A 17,743-nucleotide genomic window follows, 5' to 3' on the forward strand; every position below is an offset into this window, starting at 1 on the left:
ACTACCTTACTGGTTGGTGTTGGTACTCCCGTCAGGGAGAAGTCCGTAGATGTCCCCGTGCTAAGCAAACGTGGCCAGGAACACCCAGGCCAAGGCGAACACGTTCAGTTCGAAGCAACGCGGTTCAGTTCAGAACTGATGCGTCTGATGATGGCTTCCGAAACCTCAGTCTTGGTTCCCGATGCTTCCTGCGGTTCGGAGCCGGAGCGCGAAAGGATGACCACGGAGTTGGAGTCCTGCCCGAAGACTTTGTCCGTCCCCACATGGTTGACCACCAGCAGGTCGCAGCCTTTACGCTGCAGCTTTGCCTCCGCATACGCCAGGACGTCCCCCTGGCCATCCCCGGTCTCGGCCGCGAACCCTACAATGAGCTGCCCGGATTGGGCCGGGCCGGCATCGCGCTGCTCCACGAGCTCCTGCAGGATGTCCGGGTTGCGTACCAGGGTGATGACCGGATCTGCCGTGTCGTCGCGCTTCTTGATCTTGGTGTCCGAGACTGCCGCCGGGCGGAAGTCGGCAACAGCTGCGGACATGATGATGACATCGGACCCGGCAGCGGCGGCCAGTGCAGCCTCGCGGAGCTGCAGGGCAGTCTCAACGCGGACAACTTCCACGCCGGCCGGCGGTGGAACGTCCATATGGGCTGCCAGCAGCCGCACGCTGGCGCCGGCGTTCCGCGCAGCGACCGCCAGGGCCACGCCCTGCTTGCCGGACGACCGGTTGCCGAGGAAGCGAACGGGGTCCAACGGTTCCCGGGTGCCGCCGGCACTGATGGTCACGGTGCGGCCGGCAAGCGGGAGCTGGTAGTCGGACTGCCCCTGCACCAGTGCCATGGCTGCGTCGAAAATCATGTGGGGCTCGGGCAGTCTTCCCGGACCTGAGTCGGCCCCGGTGAGACGGCCGGATGCGGGTTCAAGGACGGCAGCGCCGCGGGAGCGCAGGGTTTCGACGTTGGCGCGGGTGGCGGCGTGCTGCCACATTTCCGTGTGCATCGCTGGGGCGAACAACACGGGGCCGTGCGCCATCAGCAGCGTGTTGGTGAGCAGGTCCCCGGCCTGGCCCGTGGCAGCTCTCGCAAGGAGATCTGCCGTGGCGGGTGCCACCACGACGAGGTCCGCTTCATGGCCCAGGCGGACGTGGTTGACCAGGTGCACGTCGTCGAAGACGCTGTTGCTCACGGGGTTGCCGGACAGCGCCTCCCAGGTGGCGGTTCCGATGAAGCGGGTGGACGCCTCCGTGGGGATCACGGTGACGTCATGGCCGGCTTCAGTAAAAAGCCGGAGGAGCGATGCCACCTTATAGGCGGCAATCCCTCCCCCGACTCCGAGGACTATGCGCACGTGACCTCCGTCAACAGCAAGTCAGTTCAGCGGCAGGACTACTCTGCGGCTTCGATCGGCGTGGAAACCAGCTTGCCTTCGTTGATCTCACGCAGGGCGATCGAGAGCGACTTTTCGTTCAGCTTGGTGTCAACCAGGGGTCCGACGTATTCGAACAGGCCCTCGTGCAGCTGGGCGTAGTAGGCGTTGATCTGACGAGCGCGCTTGGCACCGAAGATCACCAGGCCGTACTTGGAGTCGGCTGCTTCGAGCAGCGAGTCGATCGGCGGGTTGATGATGCCTTCAAGGTTCGTGGACACGAATTCTCCAAATTCCTAGCGGGCTGACGGTTCCGGCAGGTGTGGATGCGGTGTCAGCCCCATGAGTGAAACAAGCTCGTCCGCTGCCCGGCGGACGTCGTCATTGATGACGGTGTGGTCGAACTCCGGTTCAGCAGCAAGTTCCAGTTTAGCGGTTTCCAGGCGCCGCTGCTGTTCTTCCGGCGTTTCGGTGCCCCGGCCCACCAGCCGGCGGACCATTTCGTCCCAGGTGGGCGGGGCCAGGAAGACGAACTGGGCGTCCGGGACGGCTGCCTTGACCTGGCGGGCGCCTTGCAGGTCGATTTCCAGCAGCACGGACCGGCCTTCAGCGATGGCCCGGTTCACGGTGCTCTTCAGGGTGCCGTAGGTGTTCTGGCCGTGGACCACCGCCCATTCCAGGAGTTCACCATCCGCAATGAGCTGCTCGAACTCCTCCTTGGACTTGAAGAAGTAGTGAACGCCGTCGACCTCCCCGGGCCGGGGTGCGCGGGTGGTGGCTGAGACGGAAAGCCACACCTCGGGGTAATTGTCACGGATGTAGGTGGACACGGTGCCTTTGCCAACAGCCGTCGGACCTGCGAGGACTGTCAGTCCAGGTTTCTTGCTCACGTATTCCTTTTGCCGCAGTTGGGGGAAAGACAGGCGCTGCCTGCCTCAATGCTCATCTATAAAATCTACCAGCGCCCGGCGCTGGTGGACGCCCAGGCCCCTGACCCTGCGGGAGGTTGCAATGCCCAGCTGCTGCATGATCGCGGCGGCCCGTACCTTGCCGATGCCGGGAAGGGCCTCGAGCAGCTCAGAGACTTTCATGCGGGCCAGCGCGTCATCCTCCAGTGCCGAGCTGATGATGTCCGCGGCGGACCTGTCGCCGTTTCGAAGGCTTTCCTTGGCGGCGGCCCGGGTGGCCCTGGCGGCTGCCGCCTTGCCCAGGGCATCGGCCCGTTCAGACGCAGATAAAGGTCGCAGGACCATCACGGACACCCCCGAAGTCGGCGGATTTCATCCAAGGGCGGCCGCCCTTGGACCTGTCCTGAAACTACCCTCTGGTGCAGCGTGAATCAATGCATCAGGGCAATTGCAGGCTATTGTCCCCGCAGCCCCTCCAGGGTCCGCAGGGCGGCCTCACGCAGGGCGCGGACCTGCGGTCCCGCCGACAGGATGTCGCGGCTGGACGTTCCCAGGACCAGAGGGTAAGCAGCACCGAAGGTGGCCCGAAGGTCGGCCGGCGTGGCCCCCTGCGCCCCGAGCCCGGGTGCCAGGATGGGGCCGCGGACGGCCGCAAGATCCAGGTCTAAATCCGCCAGGGCGCTGCCAACGGTGGCACCCACCACCAGGCCCACGGACCCCAGGTTTCCTGCAAAGCGCACGTTCTCCGCCGCCGCTGCGGCCGTGATCCTTCGGGCCACGGAATCCTTTCCGCCCACGTGCTGGACGGAGGCGCCCTCCGGGTTGGAGGTCAGGGCCAGCACGAAGACCCCGCGGCCGGTCTCTGCCGCCAGGTCAAGCGCAGGGCGCAGGGACTCAAAGCCGAGGTAGGGGCTAAGCGTGACGGAATCGGCCGCCAGCGGAGACTCGTCACGGAGCCAGGCGTCGGCGTAGGCAGCCATGGTGGAACCAATGTCCCCGCGCTTGGCATCGGCGATCGTCAGAACTGATTCGTCGCGCGCGGTGGCCAGGACCTCCTCCAGCACGGCCATGCCCGCAGATCCGTGGCGCTCGTAAAGCGCCACCTGCGGCTTGACCGCGGCAGCGAGCGAAGCCACCGCTTCCAGGACGGTGAGGGAAAAGCACCTCAGCCCGGCGGCGTCGTCGTCCAGTCCCCAGCCCTTTAAGAGGGCCGGGTGCGGGTCAATGCCAACGCATAACGGGCCGCGGGCGGCCATGGCCGCGCCGAGCCGGGAGCCAAAGGACTCCCGGCCGGCGCCGGATGCAGGCGAACCGGGAACCTGCTCAGGCATGCTGCAGGGCCGCTTTCTGCGACTCCGCAAGGGCTGCCGCGTGCTCCTGCAGGCTGGTGACCGACCATTCGTAAGTGCGCATGGCTTCGATGGCCTGGACCGCGGCGTTGAACTCAGCCACCGTGGTGATGCACGGGATGCCGATGGAGGTCGCTGCGGCGCGGATTTCGTAGCCGTCGCTGCGGGCCTCGCCGCCCGAGGGCGTGTTGAAGACCATGTCGATCTCGCCCGCGACGATCAGGTCCGCGATGGTGCCCTCGCCCTCGGCACTGCTGCCCTCGGCGACCTTGCGGACCGGCGTGGCCTGCAGTCCGTTGCGGCGCAGGACGTCGGCGGTGCCGCCGGTGGAGACGATCTCGAAGCCGAGGTCCGAGAGCCGCTTGACCGCCATGATGACGGCTCGCTTGTCCCGGTTGGCCACGGAGACGAACACCTTGCCCTCGGTGGGCAGGGCATTGTTGGCGCCGGCCTGGCTCTTGGCGAAGGCGGTGTCGAAGTGCTTGTCGATGCCCATGACCTCGCCGGTGGAACGCATCTCGGGTCCGAGCAGCGAGTCCACCACCTTGCCCTCGAGCGTGCGGAACCGGCTGAACGGCAGCACCGCTTCCTTGACAGCGACGGGGGCGTCCAGCGGCAGGGTGGAACCGTCGCCAATCTCGGGCAGCATCTTGTAGGCACTGCGCAGCTGGTTGATGGTCACGCCGGCGCCGATGAGCGCGGCGGCTTTGGCCATCTGGACGCCGGTGGCCTTGGATACGAACGGCACGGTCCGGGACGCGCGGGGGTTGGCTTCCAGGACGTACAGAACGTCGGAGGCCAGCGCGAACTGGATGTTGATCAGGCCGCGCACGCCCACGCCCTCAGCGATGGCACGGGTTGCGGTCCGGACGCGTTCAATGACGTTGCTCCCCAGGGTGATGGGCGGCAGGACGCAGGCGGAGTCACCGGAGTGGATGCCGGCTTCTTCAATGTGCTCCATGATGCCGCCCAGGTACATGTCGGTGCCGTCGAAGAGGGCGTCGACGTCGATTTCGACGGCGTCCTCCAGGAACCGGTCGATCAGGACCGGGTGGTCCGGGGTGATCTCCGTGGCGTTGGCGATGTAGCGGGACAGGTTGGGCTCGTCGTAGACGATTTCCATGCCGCGGCCGCCCAGGACGTAGGACGGGCGGACCAGGACGGGGTAGCCGATTTCGTCGGCGATGGTCTTGGCATCCTCGAAGGAGACCGCGGTGCCGTTCTTGGGTGACACCAGGCCGGCCTTGTCCAGCACGCGGGAGAAGGCTCCGCGGTGTTCGGCGAGGTCGATGGCCTCCGGGGAGGTGCCCAGGATGGGTACGCCGGCGTCGGCAAGCTGCTGGGCGAGCTTCAGCGGGGTCTGGCCGCCGAGCTGGACGAACACGCCCATGACGCCGCCGGTGCGTTCCTCGGCCGCGATGACTTCCAGGACGTCCTCGAGCGTGAGCGGTTCGAAGTACAGGCGGGTGGAGACGTCGTAGTCGGTGGAGACGGTTTCCGGGTTGCAGTTGACCATGACGGTCTCGTAGCCTGCCTTGCGCAGCGCCATGGAGGCATGCACGCAGGAGTAGTCGAACTCGATGCCCTGGCCGATGCGGTTGGGACCCGAGCCGAGGATCAGGATGGACGGCTTGGAGTGCAGCGCAACCTCGTCCTCCTCGTCGTAGGCCGAGTAGTGGTACGGGGTGTAGGCGGCGAACTCGGCGGCACAGGTGTCAACGGTCTTGTAGACGGGGCGGATGCCCAGGGCCTGCCGCACCCCGCGGACCACGGCCTCGGAGTTGTGCGTCAGCGCGCCGATCTGCTCATCGGAGAAGCCGTGGCGCTTGGCGCGCTTGAGCATGTCGACGGTCAGGGCGCCGGCCTGCCGGATTTCCCGGGAGACCTCGTTCAGCAGTTCGAGCTGGTCCAGGAACCAGGGATCGATCTTGGTGGCCTCGAAGAGCTGTTCCACGGTGGCGCCGCCCAGGAGGGCTCGCTGGACCTGGTGCAGCCGCTCGGTGGTGGGGCGCTTGGCCTTTTCGATGAGCTCTGCGACTTCGTATTCAGGGACAGAGCTGAAGTCCAGCTGCGAACCCTTCTGTTCCAGGGAGCGCAGGGCCTTTTGGAGTGCCTCGGTGAAGTTGCGGCCCATGGCCATGGCCTCGCCCACCGACTTCATGGTGGTGGTAAGGGTGTTGTCGGCCGCGGGGAACTTCTCGAAGGCGAACCGCGGGACCTTGACCACCACGTAGTCCAGGGTGGGCTCGAAGGACGCGGGCGTCTTCTGCGTGATGTCGTTGGGGATCTCGTCCAGCGTATAGCCCAGGGAGAGCTTGGTGGCGATCTTGGCGATGGCGAAACCGGTGGCCTTGGATGCCAGGGCGGAGGAACGGGAAACGCGGGGGTTCATCTCGATGACCACAACGCGGCCGGTCTTGGGATCGATGGCGAACTGGATGTTGCAGCCGCCGGTGTCCACGCCCACCTCGCGGATGACGGCGATGGCCACGTCGCGCAGCTTCTGGTACTCGCGGTCCGTGAGGGTCAGCGCCGGGGCAACGGTGATGGAGTCACCGGTGTGCACGCCTACGGGATCGAAGTTCTCGATGGAGCAGACAACAACCACGTTGTCGTTCTTGTCCCGCATCATCTCGAGCTCGTATTCCTTCCAGCCCAGGATGCTTTCTTCGAGCAGCACCTCGCTGGTGGGGCTGTACTGCAGGCCCTGCCCGACGATGCGGCGCAGGTCCTCCTCGTTGTAAGCCAGGCCCGAGCCCAGGCCGCCCATGGTGAAGGACGGACGGACCACCATGGGGTAGCCAAGGTCGACCGCGGCGGTGAGAGCCTGGTCCATGGTGTGGATGATGTGGCTGCGGGCGGACTCGGCGCCGCAGCGCTCCACGACGCCCTTGAACTTCTCGCGGTCCTCGCCGAGCTCGATGGCGGCGATGTTTGCGCCGATCAGCTCCACGTTGTACTTCTCGAGCACACCGTTCTTGTCCAGGGCGATTGCAGTGTTCAGCGCGGTCTGGCCGCCCAGGGTGGGCAGCACGGCGTCCGGGCGTTCCTTGGCGATGATCTTCTCCACCACCTCGGGGGTGATGGGCTCAACGTAGGTGGCGTCGGCGAACTCGGGGTCGGTCATGATGGTGGCCGGGTTGGAGTTCACGAGGATGACGCGCAGGCCTTCCTCCTTGAGGACACGCAGCGCCTGGGTGCCGGAGTAGTCGAACTCGGCGGCCTGGCCGATGACGATCGGGCCGGAACCAATGACGAGGACGCTCTTGAGATCTGTACGTTTCGGCATTACTTCTTGTCCTCAGTCTTGTTGTCGTTTTTGTGGTCAGCCCCGGCAGAGTGCGCGGAATCCACGGGTTCCTTTGACAGGTTGGCGGTCCGGCCGTCGCGGGTGCCTTCCATCAGTTCGATGAAGCGGTCAAACAGGTAGGCGGCATCGTGCGGTCCGGCTGCAGCCTCCGGGTGGTACTGCACGGAGAAGGCGGGGATGTCGAGGCAGGCCAGGCCTTCCACGACGTCGTCGTTCAGGCTGACGTGGCTGACTTCCACGCGGCCGTAGCGCTCCTCTGGTGCCTGGGTGGCGCCGTCGAGCGGGGCGTCGACGGCGAAACCGTGGTTCTGGGAGGTGATTTCCACCTTGCCGGTGCGGCGGTCCATGACGGGCTGGTTGATGCCGCGGTGGCCGTAGCGGAGCTTGTACGTGCCAAAGCCCAGTGCCCGGCCCAGGATCTGGTTGCCGAAGCAGATGCCGAAGTAGGGCAGTTTCTCGTCCAGGACCGAGCGCAGCAGCTTGACCTGGGCGTCGGCCGTGGCGGGGTCTCCGGGGCCGTTGGACATGAAGAAGCCGTCCGGGTTGACCGCCTTGACGTCCTCCAGGGTGGCGGTGGCGGGCAGCACGTGGACGCGGACGCCGCGTTCGGCGAACCGCACGGGGGTCATGGCCTTGATGCCGAGGTCGATCGCCGCGATGGTGAAGCGGGGGTCGCCGTCCCATCCGTGGTCCTTGGGTTCCACCACGTAGGCTTCGTCAACGCTGACTTCCTCGGCCAGGCGGGAACCCTCCATGGGGGCGCTCGCCAGGACGGCGTCGACCAGTTCCTTGTCCGTAACCTGGGCGGCCTCACCGGAGAAGATGCCGGCGCGCATGGTCTTGTGCTCGCGCAGGTGCCGGGTGATGGCACGGGTGTCAACGCCCTGGATGCCAACGATGCCCTGGGCCACCAGCTCTTCGTCCAGCGATCGCTCGGAACGCCAGTTGGAGGGCCGGCGCGCGGGGTCGCGGACAATGTAGCCAGCCACCCAGATGCGCCGGGACTCGGCGTCGTCATCATTTACGCCGGTGTTGCCGATGTGCGGCGCCGTCTGCACCACCAGCTGGCGGGCGTAGGACGGATCGGTGATGGTTTCCTGGTAACCGGTCATGCCGGTGGCGAAGACGGCTTCGCCCAGGGCGGTGCCCGTGGCGCCGTAGCTGGTGCCGCGGAAGATGCGCCCGTCTTCGAGGACCAGCGCAGCCGGGGCTGATACAGGAGCGGAGGTGGTTGCTGTCAATGTATTCGCTTTCACTGTCTTACTTTCCACTGGTGGCACCAGCCGCGGGGGCTGACGAAATCAAATCCTGAAGGGCCTGGTACAGAGCTTCCTTGTCCGCCGCGCGGCGGGTCCGGAAGCCGGTGTCCAGTTCGTGGGCACCATGCCTCCACGCGAGCACCAGCAGGCCGTCCTTTTCCACGAACTTTCCTGCCATACCGCTGTCCTGCCGGACACCCGTGAGGGAGGCTGCGGGGATGTAGAGGGCCGGGGCACCTGAGCGCTCATAGAGGACCCCGTGCGGATACACCTCGAGGCTGGAGTTGGTACGGATGCCCAGGCCGTGCACCGCGATCCGGTCGAGCCAGTCGCCTGCCGTGGTGGTGGCCACGTACTGCCCGTCGGCAGCGGCGGTGGGCTCGCCGGGCGCGTCGGGCACCTGGGGCAGTTGCTCGACGTCGGACTGGCGCTTCAGGCGGTTGCGCCAGCCAACGGCGAGGAGGACAAAGACGACGGCGACAACCGCCAGCATGGCAAGTCCGGGAAGGATTTTGTCCATCAGGCAGCGCCTGCCGGGGTTGCGGCGGCTTCCGGGTGGGGGGTGTTGAGGGCGCCGTCCAGGACGGTGGGGTGGCCCTTGAAGAAGGTGGCCACCACCTTGCCCGGAAGTTCCCTGCCCTTGAACGGGGAGTTGCGGCCCATGGTGGCCATCTGGAAGGGGTCCACTGTCCAGCGTGCTGCCGGATCAACCAGGATGAGGTTGGCGGGTTCGCCGGCCTCGATGGGCCGGCCCTGGTCAGCCAGCCGCCCAATCTTCGCAGCCGCGGTGGAGGTGACCCGGGCGAAGTCGGCCCAGGTCATCAGGCCGGTTTCGATCATGGCGTCCTGGACCACGGACAGGGCCGTTTCCAGCCCGGTCATGCCCATGGCAGCCTGCGCCCACTCGCATTCCTTGTGTTCGCTGGGGTGCGGTGCGTGGTCGGTACCCACAACGTCGATCGTGCCGTCTGCCAGGCCCGCGCGCAATGCCTGGACGTCGGCGTCGGTGCGCAGCGGAGGGTTGACCTTGAACACGGGGTCGTAGCTGCGCACCAGGTCGTCGGTCAGGAGCAGGTGGTGCGGGGTGACCTCGGCGGTGACGTCGATGCCGCGCTCTTTGGCCCAGCGGATGATCTCGACCGAGCCCGCCGTGGAAACGTGGCACACGTGCAGGCGGGAGCCAACGTGTTGGGCCAGCAGGACGTCGCGGGCAATGATGCTTTCCTCCGCCACGGCGGGCCATCCGGTGAGGCCCAGGACGGCGGACACGTCGCCCTCGTTCATCTGTGCCCCGGCTGTGAGCCGCGGTTCCTGCGCGTGCTGGGCCACCACGCCGTCGAACGCCTTGACGTATTCGAGGGCGCGGCGCATGAGCACCGGGTCATGGACGCAGATCCCGTCGTCGGAGAACATCCGCACCCGCGCGCGGGAATCGGCCATGGCGCCGAGTTCGGCGAGCTGCTCCCCTGCCAGGCCGACGGTTACGGCGCCCACCGGGCGGACGTCGACCCAGCCGGCTGCAAGGCCAAGCGTGTAGACCTGCTCCACCACGCCGGCGGTGTCGGCAACGGGAGTGCTGTTGGCCATGGCGTGCACGGCGGTGTAGCCGCCCAGTGCCGCGGCCCGGGTGCCCGTTTCCACTGTCTCGGCGTCTTCGCGGCCCGGCTCACGCAGGTGCGTGTGGACGTCCACCATGCCGGGCAGCGCCACCAGCCCGGTGGCGTCGATGACGGTCCCACCGTCAGCCGACAGGCCATGGCCGATCTCGGCGATGATGCCGTCGCGGATCAGCAGGTCCGCAGGCTCCCCGCCCAGGATGGCGGCGCCCTGGATGAGGTAGGTTCCGGTGCTGGCTGCCATCAGTTGCTCTCCTTGGGGGAAGGGGCGGCGGCAGCGTAGGCCGGTGCCCGGTGTGCGGCTGGTTCCCGGGTGTCTCCGGAGAGCAGCAGGTACAGCGCGGCCATCCGCACGGACACGCCGTTGCGGACCTGCGCGAGGACGGTGGAACGGGGTGAGTCGGCGGCGGCGGCGCTGATCTCAAGGCCCCTGTTCATGGGTCCGGGGTGCATGATGATGGTGTCCGTCATGCCGAGGTCGTCGAGGGCACGCAGGCGGTTGTCGTCGAAGCCCCAGCGGCGGGAGTATTCCCGGGTGCTGGGGAAGAACGACGCGTTCATGCGTTCGCCCTGGACTCGGAGCATCATCATGGCGTCCACGCCGTTGGCCAGGGTCTGGTCGAGGTCGTAGCTGACGCTGCAGGGCCATTTGTCGACGCCGACCGGCAGCAGCGTGGGTGGGGCCACCAGGGTGACTTCAGCGCCAAGGGTGCGCAGCAGCCAGACGTTGGAACGCGCCACGCGGGAGTGCAGGACGTCGCCGGCGATGGCCACCCGCATGCCCTTGAGGTCCGTCCCTTCAGACGCTGTGCCGGAGAGGCGGGCCCAGTGGCGGCGCATGGTGAAGGCGTCGAGCAGGGCCTGGGTGGGGTGTTCGTGCGTGCCGTCACCGGCGTTGATGACGGCGGCGTCGATCCAGTCAGTGGCGGCGAGGCGGTGGGGTGCGCCGGAGGCCCAGTGCCGGATGACGACGGCGTCCGCACCCATGGCGGACAGTGTCTGGGCCGTGTCCTTGAGGGATTCGCCCTTGGAGACGGATGATCCCTTGGCGGCGAAGTTGATGACGTCCGCTGAGAGCCGCTTGGCGGCAGCTTCGAAGGAGATCCGCGTGCGGGTGGAGTCTTCGAAGAAGAGGTTGACCACGGTGCGGCCGCGCAGCGCAGGAAGTTTCTTGACTTCCCGCTCCCCCACGGCCGACATTTCCTCGGCGGTGTCCAGGATGCGGATGGCGTTCGAGAGGCTGAGGTCCTCGGTCGACAGGAGGTGTTTCATGCGCCCCCCTCGATCACGACTTCGTTGACCGGGCTTCCGCCGTCGGAGGAGTCCGTCTCTTCCAGCCGGACCCGGACCTTTTCGGCTGAGGACGTAGGCAGGTTCTTGCCCACGTGGTCCGCGCGGATGGGAAGTTCGCGGTGGCCCCGGTCGATCAGGACTGCAAGCCGGACGATGCGCGGGCGGCCGAGATCCACGAGTGCGTCCAGGGCGGCGCGGATGGTGCGGCCGGAGTAAAGAACGTCGTCGATGAGCACCACCACTTTGTTGTCAATCCCCGTCCGGGGCAGCCTGGTGGGGTATGGGGGGCGGGTTCCCTGGTGGGAGAGGTCGTCACGGAACATGGTGACGTCAAGCTGGCCTACGATGGCGGCGGCATCAACGGTGTTGTCCGCGGCGGCAATTTTTTCCGCCAACCGGACAGCCAGCGGATAACCGCGGCGGGGAATGCCCAGCAGGACCAGGTCCCGGGAACCCTTGTTGGCTTCGAGGATCTCGTGGGCGATACGAGTGAGGGCCCGGTCAATGTCCGCCTGGTTGAGGACAACCCTGGCTGGAACCGGTGCGCTGGTGACAGATGTCAACGCTCGTCTCCCCTTTCCCCGCCTCACAGGACGGAATTAAAAAAGGAATGTTTGCTGTTCAAAATTACCACACGGTCCTGCCCCGCCGGCCCCGGATCAACGCGGTGCTGGTCACATCCCGCGGGCCGCAAACAGAAAGTAAGCCCGCTTCCTTTGTGGCGCGGGAGCGCCCGCTTAGGCTTTCCGGTATGCCGATGTATTCGCAGCACCCTTCACCCGGACTCCCCGACGACCACTACGGCGGTGCCGGTGGTGCCCTGCCCCGGGAAGCGAATCCAAGCTGGATGGGTCAGGTGCAGCCGGAAAACTACCGGGCGGCGCCGGGGCACCAGGGCCAGCCGCCGGCGGGCGTGGTTCCGCCGCAGGCGCAGGGAACGGTGCTGCAGGCGTCGCGGACCCGCAGCGGACTGCTGGGGCTGAGCGTTGCCGGCGGCGTGCTCGCCTTCCTTAGCCTGTTCCTGGTGGTGCCGTTCCTGCTGTCCAACACCGGTGCTGCCGGATTCCTGATTGGTTTCCTGGCGTCCCTGGTCCCGCTTGCGGTGGTGCTGACGGCGGTGCACATCATCGACAGGTGGGAGCCGGAACCGAAACGGCTCCTGTTTTTTGCTTTCACGTGGGGCGCCGCGGTGTCCGTTGCCGTAACGCTGCTGATCCAGCCGTTCTTCGTGATCGCCTTCCAGTTCACGGACCAGCCTGACCTTCAGACCTACATGGCCACCGTGCAGGCACCCATCGTCGAGGAGTTCGCCAAGTCCCTGGGCCTGCTCATCCTCCTGCTGGCAGCGCGGCGGCAGTTCGACGGCCCCGTGGACGGCGTGGTGTTCGCCTTCACCATCGCCGGCGGCTTCGCCTTCACCGAGAACATCCTCTATTTCGGCCGGGCCATCGCCGAATCGGCCTCGCCGGCAACCGACTTCGCCCAGGTCTTCTTCCTGCGCGGCGTCATGTCCCCTTTCGCCCATGCGATCTTCACCGGCACCACCGGCCTCATTATGGGCTTCGCCGCCAGGCGCTGGCACACCGGCGCATCCATCGGCGCGTTCTTCGTGGGCCTGCTGCCGGCCATGTTCCTCCACAACAGGTGGAACAGCATGGGACAGGGATTCCTGCTGGACTACATCGTGGTCCAGGTGCCGATCTTCGTTCTGGCAGTGGCAGGCATCATCTTCCTGCGGGTGGCAGAGAAACGCCTGACCCGCCAACGCCTGCTGGAGTATTCCGCCGCGGGCTGGTTCACGCCCGCTGAGGTACAGCTGCTGGCCACGCGCGGGGGCCGCCGGACAGCCTTGGCGTGGGCAGCCAGTGCGGGCAGGAAGCAGCAGATGAAGCAGTTCCTCAAGGCGGCAACCCAGCTGGCCAACACCCGCCAGCGGATCCTGAGCGGACGCGACGTAGCCATCCACCAGGCCGAGGAGAGGCTGCAGCTCCAGCGGATCCTGGCCCTGCGGGCGTCAGTGGCCGGGTGAACCGAATCCCACCGGCAACGCAAAAGAACCCCGCCATTGGCGGGGTTCTTTTGTCTATTGATAGTTCTGCCGGCAGCTCTTACGCGAGGAGCGAAGGCTTCAGCTGCTGCAGCCGGCCCAGGAGGCCATTAATGAACTGCGGCGACTCGTCCGTGGACAAGGTCTTGGCCAGCGCAACTGCTTCGCTGACCGCCACGCCATCAGGGACGTCGTCGTTGTAAAGCAGCTCCCAGGTGCCGATGCGCAGGATGATGCGGTCCACTGACGGCATGCGCTCCAGGCTCCAGCCCTGCGAGTAGGTCTCCAGGAACTCATCGATGGCTGCCTGCTGCGACAGCACTCCTTCGACGATTTCCACGGTGTAGGGGTTGACCACCTGGTCGGTCTTTTCCCGGCGTGCGCGGAGCACGTCGAACGGTGAAACAGAGCGCTGCTCCGCTTCGAAAAGAACATCCAGTGCCCTGCTGCGGGCTTTACCGCGGGCGCTCACTAGTCGGTGACCCGGCCCAGGTAGCTGCCGTCGCGGGTGTCCACCTTGACCCTGGTGTTGTTTTCAATGAACAGCGGAACCTGGATCTCGTAGCCGGTTTCCAGGGTGGCGGGCTTGGTGCCTGCGGAGGAGCGGTCACCCTGCAGGCCCGGCTCAGTGTAGGTAATTTCGAGGACAACGCTCGGCGGCAGCTCGATGTAGAGGGGGGTACCGTCGTGGATGGCGATGTTGACCATCTGGTTCTCGAGCATGAAGTTGGTGGCGTCGCCTACCGTGGCACCGGAGACGGTGATCTGGTCGTAGTCCGAGGTGTCCATGAACACGAAGTCCGCGCCATCCTGGTACAGGTACTGGTAGTCGCGGCGGTCGACGGTAGCCGTTTCGATCTTGAGCCCGGCGTTGAAGGTCTTGTCGACAACCTTGCCGGACATCACGTTGCGCATCTTGGTCCGCACAAAGGCGCCGCCCTTGCCGGGCTTGACGTGCTGGAATTCGATGACGTTCCAGAGCTGGCCCTCAAGCTTCAGGACCGTTCCGTTCTTAATGTCGTTAGTGGTTGCCACTGGTTTCCTTTGGTTTCTTTGTCTGGCCGCGTGGTCAGATGCTGTATGCCGGGCGGGCACGCCGCAACGGCCCGCCTGCACGTGTTTGTCAAAAATCGCGTGGATGCAAAAATTCCACAACCATTCTACCGGTAAATACCGGGCGCCCTTCCGCAGCCTATGGCTGCGGCCTCAGCAGGCCAGGTCCAGGACGTCCCTGGCCCGCTGGAGAGCCACCGTGGACGAGTAGATCTGGGCGGCGTCGGCTGACTGAGCCACCCGCAGGTCCAGCGCCCTGGAGAAGGATTCAACCGCAGCAGAGGTCTGTCCGGCTGCGTACTGTGCCCTGCCCAGGTACTGGAGGGCCAGGGCCTCCCCCGGCGTGCCGTGCGCCTCGGCAAGGAGTTGACGGAACAGGCCCACAGCGCGGTCCATCCGATGGCTGACGCTCAGCACTTCGGCTTCGAAGATGCGCAGGAGGAACGATTCCGGATCCTTGAAGCGGGCCTCCGCAAGCAGCTCGGCAGCCTCGGACGCGTGGCCCTCAACCAGCAGCACGAAGATCTGGTCCGCCGGATCCGAGGAGGCGGCCAGGGTCTCCCGGACCACGTCCTCGTTGACGATCTGGGGCTGCAGGCTATCGGGGTTGATGCGGACGCCCGGGAAGCCGGCCTCGGGCCAGTCGGCAGTGCCGCTTATGTCGCCCTGCATCAGGAAGCAATCTCCTGATAGGCCGCGAACAGCAGCGAGGTATCCGGGACGTCGAGGATTCCGGGTTTGGCAATGCCGTCCAGCACCACGAACCGCAGCAGGTCGCCGCGGGATTTCTTGTCGCGGCGCATCCCGTCCAGCAGGCCCTGCCACCGGTCCCGCCGGTAGGTGACCGGAAGCCCGAGTCCGTCCAGGATGCTCCGGTGCCGGTCGGCGTCGGCGTCGCTGAGCCGCCCCACGCTCCGGGCGAGCTCAGCTGCGAACATCATGCCCACGGACACCGCGGCGCCGTGCCGCCACGAGTACCGCTCCACGAGTTCGATGGCGTGGCCCAGGGTGTGTCCGTAGTTCAGGATTTCCCGCAGCCCGGACTCTTTGAGGTCCTCGGAGACCACTTTCGCCTTCACGGCAATGGCCCGCTCGATCAACTCCCGCAGGGCCTCGGAGCGGGGGTCCACCACCGCGGCCGGATCCTTTTCCACCAGGTCCAGGATGGCGGGGTCGGCGATGAAGCCACATTTGATGACTTCGGCCAGGCCCGAAATGATTTCGTTTTTCGGCAGCGTGTCCAAGGTGTCCAGGTCCGCCAGGACGGCCGCCGGCGGGTGGAAGGAGCCCACGAGGTTCTTTCCCTCAGCCGTGTTGATGCCGGTCTTGCCGCCCACGGAGGCGTCCACCATGCCCAGCAGGCTGGTGGGCATGTGGATGACCTTCACCCCGCGCAGCCAGGTGGCTGCAACGAAGCCGGCAAGGTCGGTCACCGCTCCCCCGCCCACGGCGACAATTGCATCGGAGCGGGTGAAGTCGTTTTGGCCCAGGACCTGCCAGCAGAAGGCGGCCACCTGGATGTGCTTGCCTTCCTCGGCATCCGGGATCTCCGCGGTGAGGGACGTGAAACCCGCTTCTGCGAGTTCATCGCGGACGGTGTCGCCCGTGAGGCGCAGCGCGCGGGGGTGGATCACGAGGACCCGGCGGACGCGCTCTCCGAGCAGGGCGGGAAGTTCACCAAGGAGGCCGCGCCCGACGACGACGCCGTAGTTGTTGCCGGCGCCTTCGCCGGTGACGTTGATGACTGTTGATTGCGTGTTCACTTTTCAACTTCCTGTTTGGCAGCTGCATGGTTGCGCAGTGCTGCTTCCAGCCGGCCGCACAGTTCGGGTATCGAGCCGTGGCGGACGTCCAGGGTGATGTCGGCCAGCCTTTCGTAGACCGGCCTGCGGGTGGCGAACATGGCCATCCAGCGGCCCATCGCGTCTCCGGCAAGGAGCGGCCGGCCGGAGTTGCGGGCGATCCTGTCCGCGACGGTATCGGCGTCGCACTCCAGGTACACGACGGTGCAGCGGCTGATGAGCTGCTGCGTGCCTGGGTCCAGCACCGCTCCCCCGCCGAGCGAGATGACCGTGGACGTGCCCTCGGCTTCCGCCACGGCCTCGGCGACGGTCCGGGCCTCGATTTCCCGGAAGGCGTGCTCGCCGCGCCCGGCGAAGATCTCGGCGATGGAGCCGTGGCCGGCGACGATCACGGCGTCGGTGTCAATGAAACGGACACCCAGCTGCTGGGCGAGTTGCCGGCCGACGGCTGATTTGCCCACGGCCATGGGGCCGATGAGCACAATCGGCCGGCCGCCAACCGCTCCGGGACTGCTGCGGTGGAGCACTACTGACCGATCGAGTCCAGGGATGCCGGGATGCTGTCCAGGTAGCCCTTGATGTTGCGTGCGGTCTCCGCCACCGAGTCACCGCCGAACTTCTCGATGACCGCTTCGGCGAGGACCAGGGCCACCATGGCCTCGGCCACCACTCCGGCAGCCGGGACAGCGCAAACGTCGGAGCGCTGGTGGTGGGCCTTGGCTGGTTCGCCGGTGCTGACATCGATGGTCCGCAGGGCGCGGGGCACAGTGGCGATGGGCTTCATGGCTGCCCGGACACGGAGGACGTCGCCGATGCTCATGCCGCCTTCGATGCCGCCGGCGCGGTTGCTGGCGCGCACGATGCGGCCTTCGCCGTCGCGGAGGATTTCGTCGTGGGCGGCGGACCCGCGGCGTGCCGCTGTCAGGAAACCGTCGCCAACCTCCACGCCCTTGATGGCCTGGATCCCCATGAGGGCCGCGGCCAGCCTGGCGTCCAGGCGGCGGTCCCAATGGACATAGCTGCCCAATCCCGGCGGAAGGCCGTAGGCCAGGACCTCAACGACACCGCCCAGGGTTTCGCCTTCCTTGTGCGCGGCATCGACCTCGGCCACCATGGCGTCAGAGGTTTCGCGGTCGAAGCAGCGCAGGGGATCGGTGTCCAGGGCGATGACGTCACTGGGCACGGGCAGCGGACGGCCTTCCGGCACCGTCACACTGGCGATGGATACCGTGTGGCTGACCAACTCAATGCCGAGATGCCTGAGGAACTGTGCGGCCACGGTCCCCAGTGCCACGCGCGTGGCGGTTTCCCGGGCGCTTGCACGTTCCAGCACGGGCCGGGCCTCGTCGAAGCCGTATTTCTGCATGCCGGTAAAGTCTGCATGGCCCGGGCGCGGGCGCGTCAGGGGCGCGTTGCGGGCCTGGTCGGCGAGGAGTTCGGGGTCCACGGGATCGGCAGACATGATCTGCTCCCATTTGGGCCACTCGGTGTTTCCCACCTCGATAGCGACCGGACCCCCCTGGGTGCGTCCGTGCCGGACGCCACCAAGAATGGTCACGACGTCCTGCTCGAACTTCATCCGCGCGCCACGTCCGTAGCCGAGGCGGCGGCGGGCCAGCGAGTCTGCGATGTGGCCGCTGGTGATTTCCACACCGGCGGGGACGCCCTCAATAATTCCCATTAGAGCCGGACCATGGGATTCACCGGCAGTCAACCAACGCATAATTTCCATCCTGCCACGTAGGGCG

Annotated in this window: 18 protein-coding genes; 1 reads left to right on the top strand and 17 read right to left on the bottom strand. The window is 66.4% G+C overall.

The annotated features are described in order from the left end of the window. Nucleotides 1-104: 104 nt before the first annotated feature. The 11 genes from coaBC to pyrR all read right to left on the bottom strand — a co-directional run bounded on the left by coaBC (nucleotide 105) and on the right by pyrR (nucleotide 11,656). Nucleotides 105-1,340: a bifunctional phosphopantothenoylcysteine decarboxylase/phosphopantothenate--cysteine ligase CoaBC gene (gene coaBC / locus LFT49_RS11075; RefSeq protein ID WP_237428219.1), complete on the bottom strand. Its 1,236-nt coding sequence runs from the start codon at nucleotides 1,338-1,340 to the stop codon at nucleotides 105-107. 38 nt (nucleotides 1,341-1,378) lie between these two features. Beyond that, entirely contained in the window at nucleotides 1,379-1,639 is a 261-nt protein-coding gene (gene rpoZ, locus LFT49_RS11080) for a DNA-directed RNA polymerase subunit omega (RefSeq protein ID WP_003800778.1), read from the bottom strand. A 15-nt stretch (nucleotides 1,640-1,654) separates the two neighbouring features. Further along, on the bottom strand, nucleotides 1,655-2,248 hold the full coding sequence (gmk, locus tag LFT49_RS11085) for a guanylate kinase (RefSeq protein ID WP_142133756.1): 594 nt from the start codon (nucleotides 2,246-2,248) through the stop codon (nucleotides 1,655-1,657). Between the two features lie 45 nt (nucleotides 2,249-2,293). After that, complete coding sequence (gene mihF, locus LFT49_RS11090) at nucleotides 2,294-2,611, bottom strand: integration host factor, actinobacterial type (RefSeq protein WP_200830713.1); 318 nt, start codon at nucleotides 2,609-2,611, stop codon at nucleotides 2,294-2,296. A gap of 110 nt (nucleotides 2,612-2,721) precedes the next feature. Beyond that, complete coding sequence (gene pyrF / locus LFT49_RS11095) at nucleotides 2,722-3,597, bottom strand: orotidine-5'-phosphate decarboxylase (RefSeq protein ID WP_237428220.1); 876 nt, start codon at nucleotides 3,595-3,597, stop codon at nucleotides 2,722-2,724. Continuing rightward, on the bottom strand, nucleotides 3,590-6,904 hold the full coding sequence (gene carB / locus LFT49_RS11100; protein WP_237428221.1) for a carbamoyl-phosphate synthase large subunit: 3,315 nt from the start codon (nucleotides 6,902-6,904) through the stop codon (nucleotides 3,590-3,592). The genes pyrF and carB overlap by 8 nt, the downstream gene beginning before the upstream one ends. Further along, the gene (gene carA / locus LFT49_RS11105; RefSeq protein WP_236798455.1) at nucleotides 6,904-8,166 is read right to left on the bottom strand and encodes a glutamine-hydrolyzing carbamoyl-phosphate synthase small subunit; all 1,263 of its coding nucleotides are present in this window, start codon (nucleotides 8,164-8,166) and stop codon (nucleotides 6,904-6,906) included. Before carA ends, carB begins: the two co-directional genes overlap by 1 nt. A 19-nt stretch (nucleotides 8,167-8,185) precedes the next feature. Next, nucleotides 8,186-8,704, bottom strand: coding sequence for a PH-like domain-containing protein (locus tag LFT49_RS11110; protein WP_236798456.1), 519 nt, complete (start codon nucleotides 8,702-8,704; stop codon nucleotides 8,186-8,188). After that, on the bottom strand, nucleotides 8,704-10,044 hold the full coding sequence (locus LFT49_RS11115; RefSeq protein WP_236798457.1) for a dihydroorotase: 1,341 nt from the start codon (nucleotides 10,042-10,044) through the stop codon (nucleotides 8,704-8,706). The genes LFT49_RS11110 and LFT49_RS11115 overlap by 1 nt, the downstream gene beginning before the upstream one ends. Beyond that, on the bottom strand, nucleotides 10,044-11,072 hold the full coding sequence (locus LFT49_RS11120; RefSeq protein WP_236798458.1) for an aspartate carbamoyltransferase catalytic subunit: 1,029 nt from the start codon (nucleotides 11,070-11,072) through the stop codon (nucleotides 10,044-10,046). The genes LFT49_RS11115 and LFT49_RS11120 overlap by 1 nt, the downstream gene beginning before the upstream one ends. Further along, on the bottom strand, nucleotides 11,069-11,656 hold the full coding sequence (gene pyrR, locus LFT49_RS11125) for a bifunctional pyr operon transcriptional regulator/uracil phosphoribosyltransferase PyrR (RefSeq protein WP_237428222.1): 588 nt from the start codon (nucleotides 11,654-11,656) through the stop codon (nucleotides 11,069-11,071). The genes LFT49_RS11120 and pyrR overlap by 4 nt, the downstream gene beginning before the upstream one ends. 194 nt (nucleotides 11,657-11,850) lie before the next feature. On the opposite strand from pyrR, the gene LFT49_RS11130 reads away from it, so the two are divergent. After that, nucleotides 11,851-13,122, top strand: a complete 1,272-nt coding sequence (locus LFT49_RS11130) for a PrsW family intramembrane metalloprotease (protein WP_373462164.1) — start codon at nucleotides 11,851-11,853, stop codon at nucleotides 13,120-13,122. Between the two features lie 79 nt (nucleotides 13,123-13,201). On the opposite strand, the gene nusB is transcribed toward LFT49_RS11130, so the two are convergent. From nusB to aroC, 6 genes are all read right to left on the bottom strand, one after another. Continuing rightward, nucleotides 13,202-13,612, bottom strand: a complete 411-nt coding sequence (nusB, locus tag LFT49_RS11135; RefSeq protein WP_237428223.1) for a transcription antitermination factor NusB — start codon at nucleotides 13,610-13,612, stop codon at nucleotides 13,202-13,204. Then, a complete protein-coding gene (gene efp / locus LFT49_RS11140) occupies nucleotides 13,612-14,175 on the bottom strand; it encodes an elongation factor P (protein ID WP_142133745.1) in 564 nt (187 codons plus the stop codon). The genes nusB and efp overlap by 1 nt, the downstream gene beginning before the upstream one ends. A 171-nt stretch (nucleotides 14,176-14,346) precedes the next feature. Next, nucleotides 14,347-14,865, bottom strand: coding sequence for a tetratricopeptide repeat protein (locus tag LFT49_RS11145; RefSeq protein WP_237428224.1), 519 nt, complete (start codon nucleotides 14,863-14,865; stop codon nucleotides 14,347-14,349). Next, on the bottom strand, nucleotides 14,865-15,956 hold the full coding sequence (gene aroB, locus LFT49_RS11150) for a 3-dehydroquinate synthase (RefSeq protein ID WP_236798463.1): 1,092 nt from the start codon (nucleotides 15,954-15,956) through the stop codon (nucleotides 14,865-14,867). The genes LFT49_RS11145 and aroB overlap by 1 nt, the downstream gene beginning before the upstream one ends. Then, nucleotides 15,953-16,522 (bottom strand): shikimate kinase, encoded by a 570-nt coding sequence (locus LFT49_RS11155; RefSeq protein ID WP_237428225.1) that lies wholly within the window; start codon nucleotides 16,520-16,522, stop codon nucleotides 15,953-15,955. Before LFT49_RS11155 ends, aroB begins: the two co-directional genes overlap by 4 nt. Continuing rightward, on the bottom strand, nucleotides 16,522-17,721 hold the full coding sequence (gene aroC / locus LFT49_RS11160; RefSeq protein WP_236802863.1) for a chorismate synthase: 1,200 nt from the start codon (nucleotides 17,719-17,721) through the stop codon (nucleotides 16,522-16,524). The genes LFT49_RS11155 and aroC overlap by 1 nt, the downstream gene beginning before the upstream one ends. Nucleotides 17,722-17,743: the final 22 nt, after the last annotated feature.

This window comes from Arthrobacter sp. FW306-06-A (genome assembly GCF_021870055.1).
Classification (GTDB): Bacteria; Actinomycetota; Actinomycetes; order Actinomycetales; family Micrococcaceae; genus Arthrobacter.